Below are 15,050 nucleotides of genomic sequence, written 5' to 3'. Positions count from 1 at the left end.
TGCCGCTTGACCCCTATAATGTCTACTATACAAATACAAATGTACTTACATAGTGAACACTAAAGGGGGAGCTAGCGTGGAATCAATCTCAATCGGTTTATTAGGGTTAGGAACAGTTGGATCGGGTGTCGTGCAAATCATTGAGAAACATCAGGATAAGCTCATGCACCAAGTCGGCTGTCCGGTTGTTGTAAAGAGAGTTCTTGTTAAAGATGTAGATAAAGAAAGAGCCGTTAAAGTAGACAGGAATTTGCTGACGCTAAATCCTGAAGACATTATAAATGATGCTGATATAGATGTAGTAATTGAAGTAATGGGCGGCATAGAAGAAACAAGAAATCATTTAAAGAAAGCTTTGGATAATGGCAAGCATGTGGTGACGGCAAATAAGGATCTAATGGCTGTTTATGGACCTGAGTTGCTGGCTGCTGCAGCGCAAAACGGATGTGATCTCTTTTATGAGGCAAGTGTTGCCGGCGGCATTCCCATTTTAAGAGGGCTGGTAGATGGTTTGGCTTCAGACAGAATTACAAAAATGATGGGAATTGTGAATGGGACAACGAACTTTATTTTGACAAAGATGAGCAAGAATGGGAGCGCTTATGAGGAAGTTCTGAAAGAAGCCCAGGAGCTGGGATATGCGGAAAGTGACCCGACTGCAGATGTGGAGGGCCTTGATGCAGCAAGGAAAATGGCGATCCTGTCAACACTCGGTTTTTCCATGAATATTGACCTTGATGACGTAAAGGTTAAAGGCATTACGGAGATTACAGAAGAGGACCTGCAGTATGGCAAGCAGCTTGGCTACACGATGAAGCTGATCGGGATTGCCCATCGGGAGGGGGAGAAGGTGGAAGTAGGTGTCCAGCCGACTTTGCTGTCCGAGTCTCACCCGCTTGCATCGGTTCAGGATGAATACAATGCTGTATATGTTTACGGTGAAGCGGTAGGGGAAACGATGTTCTACGGACCTGGGGCGGGTAGTCTGCCTACAGCTACAGCTGTGGTATCGGATCTCGTTGGTGTCATGAAAAATATGCGTCTTGGCGTAAATGGAAAAAGCGCAGTAGCCCCTCAATATGATAAGAAATTAAAAGGTGCAGATGAAATATATTCGAAGTATTTCTTAAGATTGCATGTAAAAGATGAGGTAGGGACTTTTGCCAACATCACATCCATTTTTTCTGAGCATCATGTCAGCTTTGAAAAAATCCTGCAGCTTCCTTTAAAAGAAAAAGGGCTTGCTGAGATTGTCCTGGTTACCCACCAGGCATCTTTAAAGGATTATGAGGATATTTTAGTAAGTTTAAGAGATTTGCCGGCAGTCCAAACAATCAAAAGTTCGTATCGTGTGGAAGGGAGCGCCAGAGTATGAGATGGGAAGGCCTTATAAAAACATATAAAGATTTTTTGCCTGTTAATGAAAATACACCAATGCTTACTTTAAATGAGGGCAACACTCCCCTGATCAGGCTGGATAAACTCTCGAGGGACTGGGGCATTGACCTCTATGTGAAAACGGAAGGAGCAAATCCAACAGGTTCATTTAAAGACAGAGGCATGGTTATGGCTGTTGCAAAGGCAAAAGAAGAAGGAAGTGACGCCATCATCTGTGCCTCCACCGGCAATACCTCTGCAGCTGCGGCTGCATATGCAGCCAGAGCCGGCATAAGATGTGTGGTTGTCATCCCTGAAGGGAAAATCGCCATGGGAAAGCTGGCACAGGCTGTTATGTATGGAGCGGAAGTCGTATCTATTGAAGGTAATTTTGACCAGGCACTGGCAATGGTGCGGAAGATAAGCGAAACAGAACCTATTACACTCGTAAACTCGGTTAATCCGTATCGTCTTGAGGGCCAGAAGACAGCGGCCTTTGAAATCTGCGACCAGCTTGGAGGCGCTCCGGATATCCTTGCTCTGCCTGTGGGCAATGCAGGCAATATTTCTGCCTATTGGAAAGGGTTTAAAGAATACAATGAAGCAAGGGGTACAGGACTTCCGAAAATGCATGGGGTACAGGCTGAAGGGGCAGCGGCCATCGTTCATAACCGTGTGTTTGAAAATCCCGAAACGATTGCCACAGCCATCCGAATCGGAAATCCTGCGAGCTGGCACTTAGCCAATGCAGCCCTGTCTGAATCAAATGGAAAAATTGATGAAGTCAGCGACGAAGAGATTCTATGCATGTATCGTAAACTTGCTTCATCTGAAGGGATTTTTGCTGAGCCAGCTTCATGTGCTTCGCTTGCGGGGGTATATAAACAGCTGCGCAATGGGGAGATTCCGCATAAAACAAAGATTGTGGCCATCCTGACTGGGAACGGACTGAAGGATCCTAATACAGCCATTGATTGCAGCCCTGTTAAACCAGTTTCGCTGCCTAACGATGAAAAAGCAGTAGCAGATCATATCAAGGGAGCCGTTCACATATGAGCGAAGGTGAAATGGTTGTCATCAAAGTACCGGGCAGCACGGCAAATCTCGGGCCTGGCTTCGACTCGATCGGCCTCGCCTTAAATTTATATTTGACGCTTGAAGCCGAGAGGGCAGATAAGTTTGAAATGGTTCCTTTATCAGAGCCGCTAAGCATCTACCCTTCAGATGAAACGAATTTTATTTTTCAAGTTGCAATGGATACCGCAAAGAAGTACGGAAGAGAGCTTCCAGGATGCAAAGCCCGCATTTCAAGTGATATCCCCCTAACAAGGGGACTTGGATCAAGCGCTGCTGCCATTGTAGCGGGAATTGAACTGGCTGACGTGTTTTGCGGCCTTCAGCTGAGCCAGTATGAAAAGCTGGAGCTGTCATCACGAATGGAGGGGCATCCTGATAACGCAGGAGCTTCCCTTCTCGGAGGCCTTGTCATTGGCTGTATGTCAGAGGAAGAGGTATCTGTTCAAAGCATTAAAAATATAAAATTTGATGTTATAGCAGTGGTGCCAAAAGAAGAGCTCCTTACAAAGGAATCCAGAGGCGTCCTGCCTGAAGAATGGTCTTTTAAAGAAGCCGTACAGGCTGGGGCAGTCGGCAATGTCATGGTAGCAGCACTGCTTAGCGGGAATTATTCCCTGGCAGGCAAGATGATGAGTGAAGACTTATTCCACCATCCTTACCGAAAGAAAATGGTTCCGCATTTGGAAGTCATAGAAAAAGCAGCACCTGGACTCGGAGCATTTGGAGTTGCCTTAAGCGGTGCTGGACCGGCGGTTCTCTGCCTTGCTGAGCCAGAATGTGCTCCAGCAGTGGATGAAGGGCTTCAGCGGGTTCTCCCGGAAATGGAAATCCTTTTCCTTAAAATTGATCAGGAAGGCAGCACTGTTTTAAAAAAAAGCCTAACTGAGCTGGAAGTCGGCCATATAGTATAAATAAAAAAAGCGATGTCATGCCGACATCGCTTTTTGTAAGGTAAAATTAAAATACTTGTTCTACTTCGACTACACCAGGTACTTCTTCTAAAAGAGCGCGCTCAATACCGGCTTTTAACGTAATCGTTGAACTTGGGCAGCTGCCGCATGCACCAAGAAGGCGCAATTTAACGATGCCATCTTCAACATCCACCAATTCACAGTCCCCGCCATCGCGAAGAAGGAATGGGCGCAATTTATCTAATACTTCCTGAACTTGTTCAGTCATAGTCGTTTGTTCTGCCATGTGAAATCGACTCCTTTCCATACATTTATTATAATCAAATCAGTCTTAAAAATCTATTCCAAGAGCGTAATTTCCACTCATTAGGAGAATATTTTATTAGGTTTGCTCTTTGTTAATGTTGTAAAATGAAGATAAGAACAAGTTTTGCATAGGGGGAGAGAAGATTGAAAAAAGAAATTGAAATCACTGTGTATGGTGCGGAGCAGCTTTGTCCAAGCTGTGTGAATCTGCCATCATCCAAGGAGACATACGAATGGCTGGAGGCGGCAGTATCCCGCAAATTCGCCAATCAGCCTTTTAAAATCGTATATGTTGACATTCATAATCCGCCCGAAGAAGAGGACAAAAAGGAGTTCGCCTTGCGAGTGATAGAGGAGGATATGTTTTACCCGGTTGTCCTGATTGAGGAAGAAATTGTCGGTGAAGGCAATCCGAAATTAAAAACGATCTATGCGGAAATGGAAAAGTACGGATACCAGGCAGTTTAATAAAAAAATGAGCATCGAAAGGGATGCTCATTTTTTATTTGGAAAGATTTTTATAATATCAGCTGATTCTGCTGCGCTAGAGGTTAGATTTTATCGTTTTTTGACGGTAGTGATTTAAATTTTTTGTTTTCTTCTGGATATTGTAGTCAAATTTTCTTCTCTCCAGCATTTATACAAGAATATCGGTCAGATTTTGATTTTATCGGTCAGTTTACCATAAATATCGGTCAGTTTTTTGATTTATCGGTCACTTCCCTTCAAATCAATTTTTCAGCTAAGTCATGGTGCAAATATGAATTAATCTCTATCGTTATCCGCTATTTGGGGTTAAAGCGTAAAAAAAGAGCCCGCAATGGGCCCTCTTAACCATTATGATATTTATACATCCATAAAATCCCTGATTTTAGCAGGCGGGCAACGCGTCCTGTGATAGGGCGTTCTGCGACTAGACCGAATCCGTGCTTTTTGCCCAGTGATCCAAGAACTCCTTTTAGCTTGATTACTGGCAATGTTTCAGGGAGTTCTTCACCTTTCCAGCGTTTCAACAGGATTTGAACGATTTGCTCTGCCTGCCCTTCAGCAAGCTGGGCACTTGGTGCATGCGGAAGGCTTGCACAATCCCCTACCACATAGACATGTTCATTTCCAGGGATATTGTGATGCTTGGTTAAAACTACGCGTCCTTGCTGATCCTTTTCCACATTCATATCACGAACCACTTTGTTCGGCTGGATGCCGGCGGTCCATACGATGGCATCACAGTGGATGGCTTCGTCATGATTATAAAGGGTTTTTTCTTCTACTTTAGTAATATTTGATTGGTTAATAATTTCTACATTATGTTCTAAAAACCAATTTTCTACATACGTGCTTAATCTTTCAGAGAATGCAGACAGTATATGCTTCCCTCTATCGAACAATTTGACTTTCAAATCTGGACGGCTTTCATTTAATTCAGAAGCCAGTTCCACTCCGCTTAGTCCTGCACCGACAATTCCAACAACAGAGCCTGGTGATAGATTATTTAAAGCTTCATACGTTCTGCGGGATTTTTCAATTGTTTGAATGCTATATGTGTGAATGTCGGCTCCTGGAACATTGTGGTACTTATCTTCGCATCCAAGGCCTATTATTATATCATCATATGAAACAGGCTCTTCACCCTGAAGATATACCTTGTTTTCCTCGATGCTGATTTTTGTCACTTCACCGTATTTTATGGTCAATCTTTGATGTTCAGGGAAGGATACACGCACATGCTGATCAGAAATGGTACCTGCAGCAAGAGCGTAATATTCAGTTTTTAAACAATGATAAGGCACACGATCTATTAGTGTAATGGAGACATCATCAGGAAGCTGATTAGGCAAAAGTCGTGCAAGCGCCCTCATACCGCCATAACCTCCGCCAAGTATCACAAGATTTTTCATAGTATATTTCCCCTTTATGTCCGTACTGTTTACTTTATCCGAACTCAAATAAACGTTAATTAGTTATCTTAAAAAAATAAATAAATGATATTAATAACCTCAAACCCATAAAAAGTATAACGAAATTGTGTCAAAATCACAACACATATCAGCAGGAAACTTGACAATAAACGACATGAAGTGGTAAATATGTGCACTTTTAAAGGAGAGAAAGGAATCCATTTCTTGCAGAATTCAAGTAAAAAAGGTAGCATTAACAGGGTAGAGAGGTGAAAGATGTGATTAAGCCAATCATCGAATTTTGCATCAGCAATTTGGCCAGCGGATCTCAAAAAGCGCTGGAAAAGCTGGAAAAGGATTATGATCTGGATGTCATCGAATATGGCTGTCTCGGGTATTGCGGCAAATGTGCAAGCACTCTTTTTGCGCTTGTGAACGGAGAAGTGGTTACTGGAGAAACACCAGATGAACTGGTTGAAAATATATATCAATATCTGGATGAAAATCCGATGTTTTAATATAGAAAAGGAGCGATATAAATTCGCTCCTTTTCTTTTTTCCTTATTTAGCATCAGCTTTTTGTTCATATCTCATTTCATACCATCGTTCTCTTGCCATTTCAATTAATTTAAGTTCAGTGGAGCGGCTTTGCAGTTCAATTACTTTCGAAAAGTATTTAACAGCCTGTTCGGACTGATATGTCCTTCTGGATAGCTCTCCGATCAGATAGAAAATCCTCGTTTCAGAAATGGATGATCCTTTAAAATCATCTGACATATAAGACTCCGAATATTCTTTTAGAGCAAGCTTTAAAAATCGCTGTTCTTGATTATCATTCTTTATACTCCGGCAGAGCCAGGCCAGTCTGACATATAAACCAGCCATAATAATATGCTTCTCCCTTTTTAAAGTTCCGCAATAAATAGCCAGCTTATAGGTGTTGATTGCAGCAGTGATGGTGCGGTCCTGGCAATAATCCTGGGGTATCCAGGCATCCACAACTTTAGAATTGATCATATCCAGGGCTCCTGGCGGGAAATAAGGGGAAAAGTCCTCAGATTCTGAGTAGCCGCAATGCGGACAAGTATAAATATGATATAAAAGAGGATTCATGCTTTCATCAGAATAATTTGGGCAAAAATCACTGTCATAATTAGATGCTTTTACAAATCGGGAGCGGATTTTTTTTGTGGTGAAACTCTTTTTGCAGACTCTGCATTTGCATTTTTTATCATAAGTAGGCTTTAATTGCTGCATAGAATGCCACCTCCGAAGATAACTATTATGACTATTGTACCATGTTTCACCTAGATTCAGGGTGTAAAGAACTATTTATTATGCAGTGTTCAGAAAAAACAATAAAAAGAAAAAGTCTCTTAAGTTGAGCACATACACTTTACTGTATATACTATGAATATAGAAGTATCCTTACATGGACAGGAGGGAATAACATGGAACAAGTTGTGGATATAACAGAAGCAGCAGCTTTGCATATAAAAGAAATGATGAAACAAAATGAGGAAGAAGATGCATTCTTGCGTGTAGCCGTTAAAGGAGGCGGGTGCAGCGGACTTTCCTATGGAATGGGGTTTGCCCATGAAGTAGAGGAAGATGATATCCAGTCAGATCACTATGGTATCCAGGTTCTTGTCAGCAAGGAAGACGCCCCTATCTTAAAAGGCACAAAAATTGATTACAAACAATCTATGATGGGCGGCGGATTCACAATCGACAATCCCAATGCCATTGCATCCTGCGGCTGTGGATCCTCTTTCCGTACCGCTTCAAATACAGGTACTCCGGAAGAGTGCTAAATACTGCCTTTAAAGCTTCTAGACAGTTACTGAACTGATTTTCGAATAGCTGCCTCAAAGAAGGACGGTCCCCGAAGGGCCGTCCTTTTCATATCTTATTTGCCAAACATGGAAGAGCTGTGCATTGGCTGGACTTTCGCTTTTGGATCGATGTAGGATTTTGCGTGATTCACTGCAGTTGGCGCTTCACCGAAACCGCAGGCAATAAGCTTCACTTTTCCATCGTATGTGCAGATATCACCGGCAGCATAGATGCCTTCGATATTTGTTTCCATTCTTGAGTTAACAACAATGGAGTTTTTTTCAATTTCAAGACCCCATTCCTTAATTGGGCCAAGGGAGGAAACGAATCCGTAGTTTACGATCACAGCATCAACATCGAATACCTCTTTTTCCTTTGAAGTAACACCTTCAAGTACGACTTGTTTGATTCCTTCGCTGTCACCGATAAGCTCAGCAGGCACATAAGGTGTTTTGATTTCGACTTTAGAGTTCTGCAGATTTTCTACACTGTGCTCATGCGCGCGGAATTTATCGCGGCGATGAATAATCGTTACTTTTTCAGCGATAGGCTCAAGCATTAATGCCCAGTCTACTGCAGAATCCCCGCCTCCGAAAACAACTGCTTTCTTGCCGGCAAATTGATTTAAATCATCGATGAAGTAATGAAGGTTCTTGCCTTCGTATTGAGCTGCGCTGTCAAGTTCAAGACGGCGAGGCTGGAACGCGCCATTGCCGGCAGTGATAATGATGGTTTTTGAGTAATGCACTTCTTTATTGGTTGTAAGCTTAAATGTTCCGTCAGCTTGTTTCTCTAATTTTTCAACAGATTGTTCAAGTGATACAGTGGGCTCGAATTTAGCCATTTGTTCCTTAAGGTTATCAATTAATTCCTGGGCGCGGACTTTCGGGAAGCCGGCAACATCATATATGTATTTTTCAGGATAAAGAGCAGATAATTGTCCCCCAAGCTGTGGCAAGCTTTCAATAATTTTTACTGATGCTTGTCTCATGCCACCGTAGAAAGCAGTGAATAAACCAGTTGGCCCCCCGCCAATGATGGTTATGTCATACACTTTTTGATCTTCTTTCATGCAATATCCCCCCACGTATGTATTGAAATTCCACTCTTTATTCTAACATAAATCGTTTAAAACCTCATCAATCGAGGTAAATATTATGAATAATTGGAAGATTTCAAATGAAAACCCTGAATTAAAAACACGTATATTCTTTTAAGTTATCCTGAGATTTTTAAGTTTTTCGTCTATTTTTTTAGGCTTGAAAAACTATATGAAGTAGAATAAGATGTAATGGAGGAATAATGTTAATATTTTATGACAATTTTATTGAGTTTTTTTGAACTGATTCGTGAATAACATCACAAAGTTTTTTTATGTTTTTTGCTATAAAAAATATAAAGCAGTGGAAGATAAGAAAACATTAGAAAATACTTAAAAAAGGTGGAAGTGATACACTTGAGAAAGCCAAAGATTGTTATCCTCGGTGCAGGCTACGGCGGTTTGATGGTTGCAACCCGTTTGCAGAAATCTGTAGGAACTAACGAAGCGGAAATCGTTTTAGTGAACAAGAATGACTACCATTATGAAACAACATGGCTGCATGAAGCATCAGCCGGAACACTTCATCACGATCGTGTACGCTATGATATAAAAGATGTTATTGACCGCAACAAAGTTGAATTCGTTCAGGGAACTGCTCTTGAAATTAAAACAGAAGATAAGAAAGTCATTTTGGAAAATGGCGAAATTGACTATGATTATCTAGTTGTTTCTCTTGGAGCCGAGCCGGAAACATTCGGTATTAAAGGACTTAAGGAACATGCATTTTCTATTGTCAATGTAAATGCTGCGCGTCAGATCCGTGAGCATATTGAATATCAATTTGCTACTTACAATACAGACGCCGAGAAAAAAGACGAGCGCCTTACAATAGTTGTCGGCGGTGCAGGCTTCACGGGCATTGAATTCCTTGGAGAATTGGCAAACCGTGTTCCTGAGCTTTGCAAAGAGTACGATGTAGACTACCACAAAGTGAAAATCATTTGCGTGGAAGCAGCGCCAATGGTTCTTCCTGGCTTCGATCCTGAGCTTGTTAATTACGCTGTATCTCACCTGGAGAAAAAAGGCGTACAATTCATGATTGGAACAGCTATTAAGGAAGCTACGCCTGAAGGCATCATCGTTGGTAAGGGCGAAGATGAAGTAGAAGAAATCAAAGCTGCAACTGTTGTCTGGGCTGCAGGTGTGCGCGGAAATTCTATTATTGAAAATTCCGGCATCGAAGCAATGCGCGGCCGTGTAAAAGTTCAGCCTGATTTGCGTGCTCCTGGCCATGATAATCTGTTTATCATCGGCGACTGCTCATTAATCATCAATGAAGAAATTAACCGTCCATACCCTCCTACTGCACAAATTGCTATGCAGCAGGGTGAAGTATGTGCAAGAAACATTACTGCATTAATCCGCAATAAAACTGAACTTGAAACATTTACTCCAGATATTAAAGGTACTGTTTGTTCTCTTGGTGAACACGATGCGATCGGTGTTGCATTCGGCAAGAAAATGGTTGGTACTAAAGCTTCATTCATGAAGAAGATGATCGATAACCGTGCTCTTTACATGGTTGGGGGACCATCACTTGTATTGAAAAAAGGTAAATTCAACGTTCTTTAATAAATCAGCTATCATTTATATAAGGGGATGGACTCTATAGTCTGTCCCTATTTTAATGGAGATTTTTCGTGGTAGAATTTATGTAAAAGGGGGTTTTCGGATGGGAGTCGAACATAAAAGGGGAAAAGTCTGGCTTGCGGTTTCTGGGCTTGTTATTTCCCCAGAAGGCAACTGGCTTGTCGTTAAAAAGAAATACGGAGGCCTTAAAGGCAAATGGTCTCTGCCTGCAGGGTTTGTGGAACCAGGCGAAACTGCTGATGAAGCTGCAGTGCGTGAAGTAGAAGAAGAGACGGGAATCAAATGTTCAGTGAAAGGCTTGCTTGGATTGCGTACAGGTGTTATCAAAGGGGAAGTCAGCGATAATATGGTTTTGTTTTTGCTTGAAGCAGAGCCTGGACAATCATTAAAAGTTCAGGAAAGTGAACTTTTTGACGTGCAGTATCGTGATCCGAAAGAGCTGGCTAATGACCCGGATGGATCAGTTCTTTTAAAATACATATTAGATTCTTCTGATTCCTCTACAAAGCCTTTGATTAATGGCATTAATCCGGGAGATACTTTCGGATACACAGCATATAAACTATTTTTATAATTTTCTGAAATTTAGAGATAGAACGAGAAAATAGAAGCAAACAATGCTTGTATGCGTTTCCAACGATAGTTTTTCATGAAATATGGAGCTTTTCATTTATTCATATCCTTGATATATTATCAGAAAATTCAGTTACAAAATTCAAAGGAGATGAATGAAATGACAGCTAAGAATTATGAAAATAAAGAGTGTATGTATTGTTCAGGGAAAGGGTATTTCCAATTATTGTTAGGTGGATCTGAAACCTGCAGCTGCTGCGGAGGTACAGGAAAGAAAAAGGAATAAACCAAAAACTTCGCGGAATGCGAAGTTTTTCTTTTCAAAAGAGAATGTATAAATTCTGAAATTAGCTAACTGTCTAGCACAAGCAGCCTACCCCCTCGAGGTGTCCGGGGGATGGGCAAGGCGCTTCCGCTTTTCTTGTTGACTCCCCAATCCACATTAAAGTACACTAAATATTGATGTGCTAAGGGAGGAAACAAGTTCATGCAAATGACGATTTTCGTTTTGCCTATTTCGATGCTTCTATTTTTTGTGCTGTTTTTTGGGATAGGTTTTATATTAAATATGCTGTTAAGAATGTCTTGGATCATGGCCATTATTTATCCTATTATCGCCATCTTTATCATCGATAAAGTTCGTTTTATTGAATATTTTCAAAACCCGGGGGAATCGTTTTCCAGTCTTGGTGTTGAATTGTCCAGCCTCGCTCTGGCTGACATCCTCATATTAAGCAGTGGAATGGCAGGCGCCATCGTTGCCGGAATTACGATTAGGCTGCTCCGTAAAAAAGGATATCGGATGTTTTAAATTTGTTATGAAATCTCTGCTGACGGCAGGGATTTTTTATTTTTTTTTGATTAGTGTGATCAAATCGCCCAAGCCTATGGTATTACTGGCTTTAGCCTTTCTGAAAATGGATGCTCGGAGGCTTCCGCTCCCATAAGTTATGAATATTTCTCTCGAAGATGGGAAATGAATAACTTTGGGAGGAGTGTAATAGATGAGCAAATTAAAAATATGGATGAAACGTTCGGTAATGTCAGCCTTATTTATAGGCGCGTTATTGACAACTTTCCATTCGATTTCCGGAGTGGAAGCACGATCAATTGTTCAGCTGCATCAAAGTGATGCTGAACAAGCTGACGAGGATGGAAATTCAAAGTTTGACCATACATTAAAATCGGTTGGCGTAGCATTTAAGTTTTTAAAGCAGGCAGTGAGTCTGGAGCCTAAGATTTCTGCGAGTGAAGCTGTGGCAAGTGAACAGCCGCCGACACTGGAAGAATCGATTGACTGGTCGCAGTATCAGAAACAACAAGTAATAGCTACTGGATATACGGCATTTTACGAGTCGACAGGCAAAAATCCGGATCATCCGTCCTTTGGCATTACATACTCAGGCGTTAAAGTAAAAAGAGATTTATACTCTACAGTCGCAGCAGATTTGAATGTTTTTCCGATTGGAACGATTTTGTTTATCCCTGATTATGGATATGGTGTTGTAGCAGATAAAGGCGGCGCCATTAAAGGGAATAAATTGGACCTTTATTATGAAACAGTAGATGATGTTTATAATAACTGGGGAAAGAAAACGCTCGATGTTTACATCGTTGAAATGGGCGATGGAACCCTGACGGAAGAAGAATTAAAATTACTGAATGAAAATGAATCCATGCAGGTTTTTAGACAGCAATATATTAAATCTGAGAAAAAATAATTCGGAATGCAGGCAAATCCGCGAAAATAATCGGATTTGCCTTTTTATTTTTATAACATAGAAAATGCCTGCGGGTGGATCTTTTTAGCTAATTTTATGGCTCCTTCAATTAGCCGTGGTGAAGGCCTGCAAAAAAGTTCTTCTTCCAGAACCAGGATTCTGTTCTGCTTAACAGCTTCCATTTCACTCCAGCCTGGACGTTTCAGGACAATTTCCGCCTTTACCTTTTCTCTTCTGACACCGACCCAGGCGAGACAGATATAATCCGGCTGCCGATTCAGGACATCATCCCAATCAGTCTGGACACTTGCAAGCTCAACATCCCTGAATAAATTCATTCCACCGGCAATTTCACTGATTTCCGTCAGCCAATTGACCTTGCCGGGTGTAAATACGGGCTTGGGCCACCATTCCCAATAGAGGCTGGTTTTTTTTTCAATCCTGCTTGAGATGAGCTTAAGTTCCTCTATTTTTCCCGCAAACTCTTTAGCAGCCAAAATGCCTCTTTCAGGCTTCCCGATTTTTTCAGCAGCAAAAACCAGGTCCTGTTCAATATCTGCCAGGCTTTGAGGATTTAAAACAATGTGGGGAATCTGCCTTTTTTCTAGCTCTGCTACATTCTTTTCCATGCCGGGTACACTAAGGGATGCCAGCACAAGATCAGGCTTCATTTCCTCCACTTTGTCCATATTAATAGACAAGTCAGGGCCAAGCCGGGGCAGCTTGGAGATTTGGCCGGGCCAATCCGAATAATCATCCACCCCCGCGAGCATATCAGTAAAACCCAAGTATTCCACTAATTCCGTATTGCTTGGGCATAAGGAAAGGATTTTCACTTCAAATCACAACCTTCAGGAAAATAAATAATGAAGTCCTAAAGTTAATAGGATTCCAGTCAGGCCGCCAAATAGAACTTCTATCGGCTTATGGCCCAGCAGCTCCTTCAATTCTTTCTGTTTTTCTTGTTCTTCTTTCTTCTGCCATGTCTTTGCTTCTTCAACAAATTTATTGAAGTCGGCAACAAGCTGGTTTAATACAATTGCCTGTTCCCCAGCCTGACGTCGCACTCCTGTAGCATCAAACATCGTGATAATGGCAAATACTGCTGAGACAGCGAATACAGCGGAGTCTATTCCAGTCTCTAGTGCCACTCCGGTTGAAAGGGCAGTTACTGCTGCTGAGTGTGAGCTTGGCATTCCGCCTGTACTTGTCAAAAGGGACCAATCCACTTTTCGGGTGGCAATAAATTGAATGGGCACTTTTACAAATTGGGCAAAGAAGATGGCTGCCAAAGCAGACCATAAAGGAAAATTTGTCAATAATTCCATATGAGACCACCTCCTAAGTTGTATGATACTCCCCTTGCAGCTTCAAATATGCAGTTTCGGGAACGTCGAAAGCTATACTAACTAATATTCTCCAACAGATTGTTCCTTCCTGCAAGCTGATCTATTTTAAGTTTTTGTTAATCGATGCTTTTTTTGAAAATAAGCTGTTGCTGTCAGTGAAAACAAAAGAAGCCATTCAAAGGCATTCACGGCAGCTGCACTTTCAATTGGAATATCAATGGCGCTTCCGATAATCATCAATACAGATCCGGCAAAAAAACAGAACCAGCCCTGTTTGCGCCAAATAACAACAGATGCCGCAAGCAGCACAGCAGATACAATCAGCACCATAATGGGAGGGCCACCCTGCGTCTCTGTATTTGAATAGCTAAGAACACCATATTCCCACTTTGCTTCCAGTTTAAGTCCGAATACCTCAGCAGTAAGTTCCAGAATAATTAATCCTGCAGTAAGCAAATAGGCAATCCATTTAAATGTGCCTGTTTTGGCCGATTCTAAATCTGCTTGTTTTAAAGTATTCCAGGAGTAAAGGACAAGCAGTGGCGTGAAAAAGGCGTGAATCCAAAACGGGCATAATTCAGATGCTTTAAAGTATTGCCCTCCCCGATAAAACGGCCAGCAGCCAGAATTCCGTTATCGTAAATTAATCCGAGAAGAACAGGAAGCAGGAAAGCAGCACTAATGGGGCCGCTGTCTTTTACAGCGCTTAGCGCCCAGAAAAACAGCAGGATATATCCTGCTGCAAAGGCGGTAAATAATAGAGGATCCATAACATTCTCCTTTCTGTCTCTATTTTCTTTACCCAATAATTAAAGAATATACTTAAGGATTGTATATATAGGATAATCTCTATCCTTTTTGTTAAAATGAAATTGATAGGAAGTCCTGAACATGGGGTGATTTCATGGAAGATTATCCTCTTGAATACTACGAATTTTTTGTCAGTTTCAATGAAGGTGACTATTACACATGCCATGATCTTCTTGAGGAAATGTGGATGACTGACAAAGGCAATCTATTTCTGAAAGGTCTGCTGCAAATGAGTGTCAGCATCTATCATTATGAATACGGCAATGTCAAAGGAGCAAGGCTGATGATGCAGGCGGCACAGGAATACTTGCAGTCTTACCGGCCTGAACACTGGGGGATTAATCTTGAGCATGTGTATGGGTTTATTGAAGAATGCCTCTCTATTTTTCCGGAAGATATCGATCGGCTCCCATTTGAAATGATAGAAACTCTTCCTAAACTGCCGCAGCTGGTGCTATATTTGGAAGATTAGCAAAAGTAGAAACATCATAAAATTAGAT

Annotated in this window: 19 protein-coding genes and 1 pseudogene; 12 read left to right on the top strand and 8 right to left on the bottom strand. The window is 41.5% G+C overall.

Annotation, left to right across the window (positions count from 1 at the left end; all coding sequences use genetic code 11):
- Window positions 1–76: 76 nt before the first annotated feature.
- The 3 genes from IRB79_RS24415 to thrB are packed head-to-tail and all read left to right on the top strand — an operon-like array spanning window position 77 to window position 3,365.
- A complete protein-coding gene (locus IRB79_RS24415; protein WP_243505729.1) occupies window positions 77–1,375 on the top strand; it encodes a homoserine dehydrogenase in 1,299 nt (432 codons plus the stop codon).
- Window positions 1,372–2,433, top strand: coding sequence for a threonine synthase (gene thrC / locus IRB79_RS24410; protein WP_243505727.1), 1,062 nt, complete (start codon window positions 1,372–1,374; stop codon window positions 2,431–2,433). Before IRB79_RS24415 ends, thrC begins: the two co-directional genes overlap by 4 nt.
- Complete coding sequence (thrB, locus tag IRB79_RS24405) at window positions 2,430–3,365, top strand: homoserine kinase (protein WP_243505726.1); 936 nt, start codon at window positions 2,430–2,432, stop codon at window positions 3,363–3,365. Before thrC ends, thrB begins: the two co-directional genes overlap by 4 nt.
- 46 nt (window positions 3,366–3,411) lie before the next feature.
- On the opposite strand, the pseudogene IRB79_RS24400 reads toward thrB, so the two are convergent.
- A pseudogene (locus tag IRB79_RS24400) lies at window positions 3,412–3,633 on the bottom strand (NifU family protein); the annotation flags it as partial.
- Window positions 3,634–3,815: 182 nt separating this feature from the next.
- On the opposite strand from IRB79_RS24400, the gene IRB79_RS24395 reads away from it, so the two are divergent.
- Entirely contained in the window at window positions 3,816–4,139 is a 324-nt protein-coding gene (locus tag IRB79_RS24395; protein ID WP_243505724.1) for a YuzD family protein, read from the top strand.
- 362 nt (window positions 4,140–4,501) lie between these two features.
- Here the strand turns inward: IRB79_RS24395 and IRB79_RS24390 are convergent, their stop codons facing one another.
- Window positions 4,502–5,569, bottom strand: coding sequence for an NAD(P)/FAD-dependent oxidoreductase (locus IRB79_RS24390; RefSeq protein ID WP_243505720.1), 1,068 nt, complete (start codon window positions 5,567–5,569; stop codon window positions 4,502–4,504).
- A gap of 278 nt (window positions 5,570–5,847) precedes the next feature.
- On the opposite strand from IRB79_RS24390, the gene IRB79_RS24385 reads away from it, so the two are divergent.
- Window positions 5,848–6,087, top strand: a complete 240-nt coding sequence (locus IRB79_RS24385) for a YuzB family protein (protein WP_009331689.1) — start codon at window positions 5,848–5,850, stop codon at window positions 6,085–6,087.
- 43 nt (window positions 6,088–6,130) lie between these two features.
- Here IRB79_RS24385 and IRB79_RS24380 read toward each other — a convergent pair whose 3' ends face one another.
- The gene (locus IRB79_RS24380) at window positions 6,131–6,826 is read right to left on the bottom strand and encodes a DUF2225 domain-containing protein (RefSeq protein WP_243505719.1); all 696 of its coding nucleotides are present in this window, start codon (window positions 6,824–6,826) and stop codon (window positions 6,131–6,133) included.
- 194 nt (window positions 6,827–7,020) lie between these two features.
- Here IRB79_RS24380 and IRB79_RS24375 point away from each other — a divergent pair, with 194 nt between their 5' ends.
- Complete coding sequence (locus IRB79_RS24375) at window positions 7,021–7,383, top strand: HesB/IscA family protein (RefSeq protein WP_221879414.1); 363 nt, start codon at window positions 7,021–7,023, stop codon at window positions 7,381–7,383.
- Between the two features lie 95 nt (window positions 7,384–7,478).
- Here IRB79_RS24375 and IRB79_RS24370 read toward each other — a convergent pair whose 3' ends face one another.
- Window positions 7,479–8,477 (bottom strand): NAD(P)/FAD-dependent oxidoreductase, encoded by a 999-nt coding sequence (locus IRB79_RS24370; protein ID WP_221879413.1) that lies wholly within the window; start codon window positions 8,475–8,477, stop codon window positions 7,479–7,481.
- A gap of 384 nt (window positions 8,478–8,861) precedes the next feature.
- Here IRB79_RS24370 and IRB79_RS24365 point away from each other — a divergent pair, with 384 nt between their 5' ends.
- The 5 genes from IRB79_RS24365 (at window position 8,862) to IRB79_RS24345 (ending at window position 12,391) form a co-directional block, all read left to right on the top strand.
- Window positions 8,862–10,079: an NAD(P)/FAD-dependent oxidoreductase gene (locus tag IRB79_RS24365; RefSeq protein ID WP_243505717.1), complete on the top strand. Its 1,218-nt coding sequence runs from the start codon at window positions 8,862–8,864 to the stop codon at window positions 10,077–10,079.
- Between the two features lie 100 nt (window positions 10,080–10,179).
- Window positions 10,180–10,671, top strand: coding sequence for an NUDIX domain-containing protein (locus IRB79_RS24360; protein ID WP_243505715.1), 492 nt, complete (start codon window positions 10,180–10,182; stop codon window positions 10,669–10,671).
- Window positions 10,672–10,830: 159 nt separating this feature from the next.
- Window positions 10,831–10,956, top strand: coding sequence for a YuiA family protein (locus tag IRB79_RS24355; protein ID WP_019380032.1), 126 nt, complete (start codon window positions 10,831–10,833; stop codon window positions 10,954–10,956).
- A 201-nt stretch (window positions 10,957–11,157) separates the two neighbouring features.
- Window positions 11,158–11,481, top strand: coding sequence for a YuiB family protein (locus IRB79_RS24350; RefSeq protein WP_206840335.1), 324 nt, complete (start codon window positions 11,158–11,160; stop codon window positions 11,479–11,481).
- 193 nt (window positions 11,482–11,674) lie between these two features.
- On the top strand, window positions 11,675–12,391 hold the full coding sequence (locus IRB79_RS24345) for a 3D domain-containing protein (protein ID WP_243505714.1): 717 nt from the start codon (window positions 11,675–11,677) through the stop codon (window positions 12,389–12,391).
- A gap of 50 nt (window positions 12,392–12,441) precedes the next feature.
- Here the strand turns inward: IRB79_RS24345 and IRB79_RS24340 are convergent, their stop codons facing one another.
- From IRB79_RS24340 to IRB79_RS24325, 4 genes are all read right to left on the bottom strand, one after another.
- Window positions 12,442–13,227, bottom strand: coding sequence for a cobalamin-binding protein (locus IRB79_RS24340; protein WP_243505709.1), 786 nt, complete (start codon window positions 13,225–13,227; stop codon window positions 12,442–12,444).
- A 15-nt stretch (window positions 13,228–13,242) separates the two neighbouring features.
- A complete protein-coding gene (locus IRB79_RS24335; RefSeq protein WP_243505707.1) occupies window positions 13,243–13,719 on the bottom strand; it encodes a divergent PAP2 family protein in 477 nt (158 codons plus the stop codon).
- A gap of 126 nt (window positions 13,720–13,845) precedes the next feature.
- Complete coding sequence (locus IRB79_RS24330; RefSeq protein ID WP_243505705.1) at window positions 13,846–14,196, bottom strand: hypothetical protein; 351 nt, start codon at window positions 14,194–14,196, stop codon at window positions 13,846–13,848.
- Between the two features lie 53 nt (window positions 14,197–14,249).
- Window positions 14,250–14,510, bottom strand: coding sequence for a hypothetical protein (locus IRB79_RS24325; protein ID WP_243505703.1), 261 nt, complete (start codon window positions 14,508–14,510; stop codon window positions 14,250–14,252).
- Between the two features lie 134 nt (window positions 14,511–14,644).
- On the opposite strand from IRB79_RS24325, the gene IRB79_RS24320 reads away from it, so the two are divergent.
- Window positions 14,645–15,022: a DUF309 domain-containing protein gene (locus IRB79_RS24320; protein ID WP_243505702.1), complete on the top strand. Its 378-nt coding sequence runs from the start codon at window positions 14,645–14,647 to the stop codon at window positions 15,020–15,022.
- Window positions 15,023–15,050: the final 28 nt, after the last annotated feature.

Source organism: Cytobacillus oceanisediminis, from assembly GCF_022811925.1.
Classification (GTDB): domain Bacteria; phylum Bacillota; class Bacilli; order Bacillales; family Cytobacillaceae; genus Cytobacillus; species Cytobacillus oceanisediminis_D.
Note: the sequence above shows the minus strand (reverse complement) of the source record. Positions and strands in the feature narration are given on the sequence as shown.

Excerpts from the sequence above, each read along its gene's own strand:
- thrC (WP_243505727.1), top strand. The coding sequence starts at position 1,372 with ATGAGATGGGAAGGCCTTATAAAAACATATAAAGATTTTTTGCCTGTT.
- thrB (WP_243505726.1), top strand. The coding sequence starts at position 2,430 with ATGAGCGAAGGTGAAATGGTTGTCATCAAAGTACCGGGCAGCACGGCA.
- IRB79_RS24390 (WP_243505720.1), bottom strand. The coding sequence starts at position 5,569 with ATGAAAAATCTTGTGATACTTGGCGGAGGTTATGGCGGTATGAGGGCG.
- IRB79_RS24380 (WP_243505719.1), bottom strand. The coding sequence starts at position 6,826 with ATGCAGCAATTAAAGCCTACTTATGATAAAAAATGCAAATGCAGAGTC.
- IRB79_RS24375 (WP_221879414.1), top strand. The coding sequence starts at position 7,021 with ATGGAACAAGTTGTGGATATAACAGAAGCAGCAGCTTTGCATATAAAA.
- IRB79_RS24370 (WP_221879413.1), bottom strand. The coding sequence starts at position 8,477 with ATGAAAGAAGATCAAAAAGTGTATGACATAACCATCATTGGCGGGGGG.
- IRB79_RS24360 (WP_243505715.1), top strand. The coding sequence starts at position 10,180 with ATGGGAGTCGAACATAAAAGGGGAAAAGTCTGGCTTGCGGTTTCTGGG.
- IRB79_RS24355 (WP_019380032.1), top strand. The coding sequence starts at position 10,831 with ATGACAGCTAAGAATTATGAAAATAAAGAGTGTATGTATTGTTCAGGG.
- IRB79_RS24350 (WP_206840335.1), top strand. The coding sequence starts at position 11,158 with ATGCAAATGACGATTTTCGTTTTGCCTATTTCGATGCTTCTATTTTTT.
- IRB79_RS24345 (WP_243505714.1), top strand. The coding sequence starts at position 11,675 with ATGAGCAAATTAAAAATATGGATGAAACGTTCGGTAATGTCAGCCTTA.
- IRB79_RS24335 (WP_243505707.1), bottom strand. The coding sequence starts at position 13,719 with ATGGAATTATTGACAAATTTTCCTTTATGGTCTGCTTTGGCAGCCATC.
- IRB79_RS24325 (WP_243505703.1), bottom strand. The coding sequence starts at position 14,510 with ATGGATCCTCTATTATTTACCGCCTTTGCAGCAGGATATATCCTGCTG.
- IRB79_RS24320 (WP_243505702.1), top strand. The coding sequence starts at position 14,645 with ATGGAAGATTATCCTCTTGAATACTACGAATTTTTTGTCAGTTTCAAT.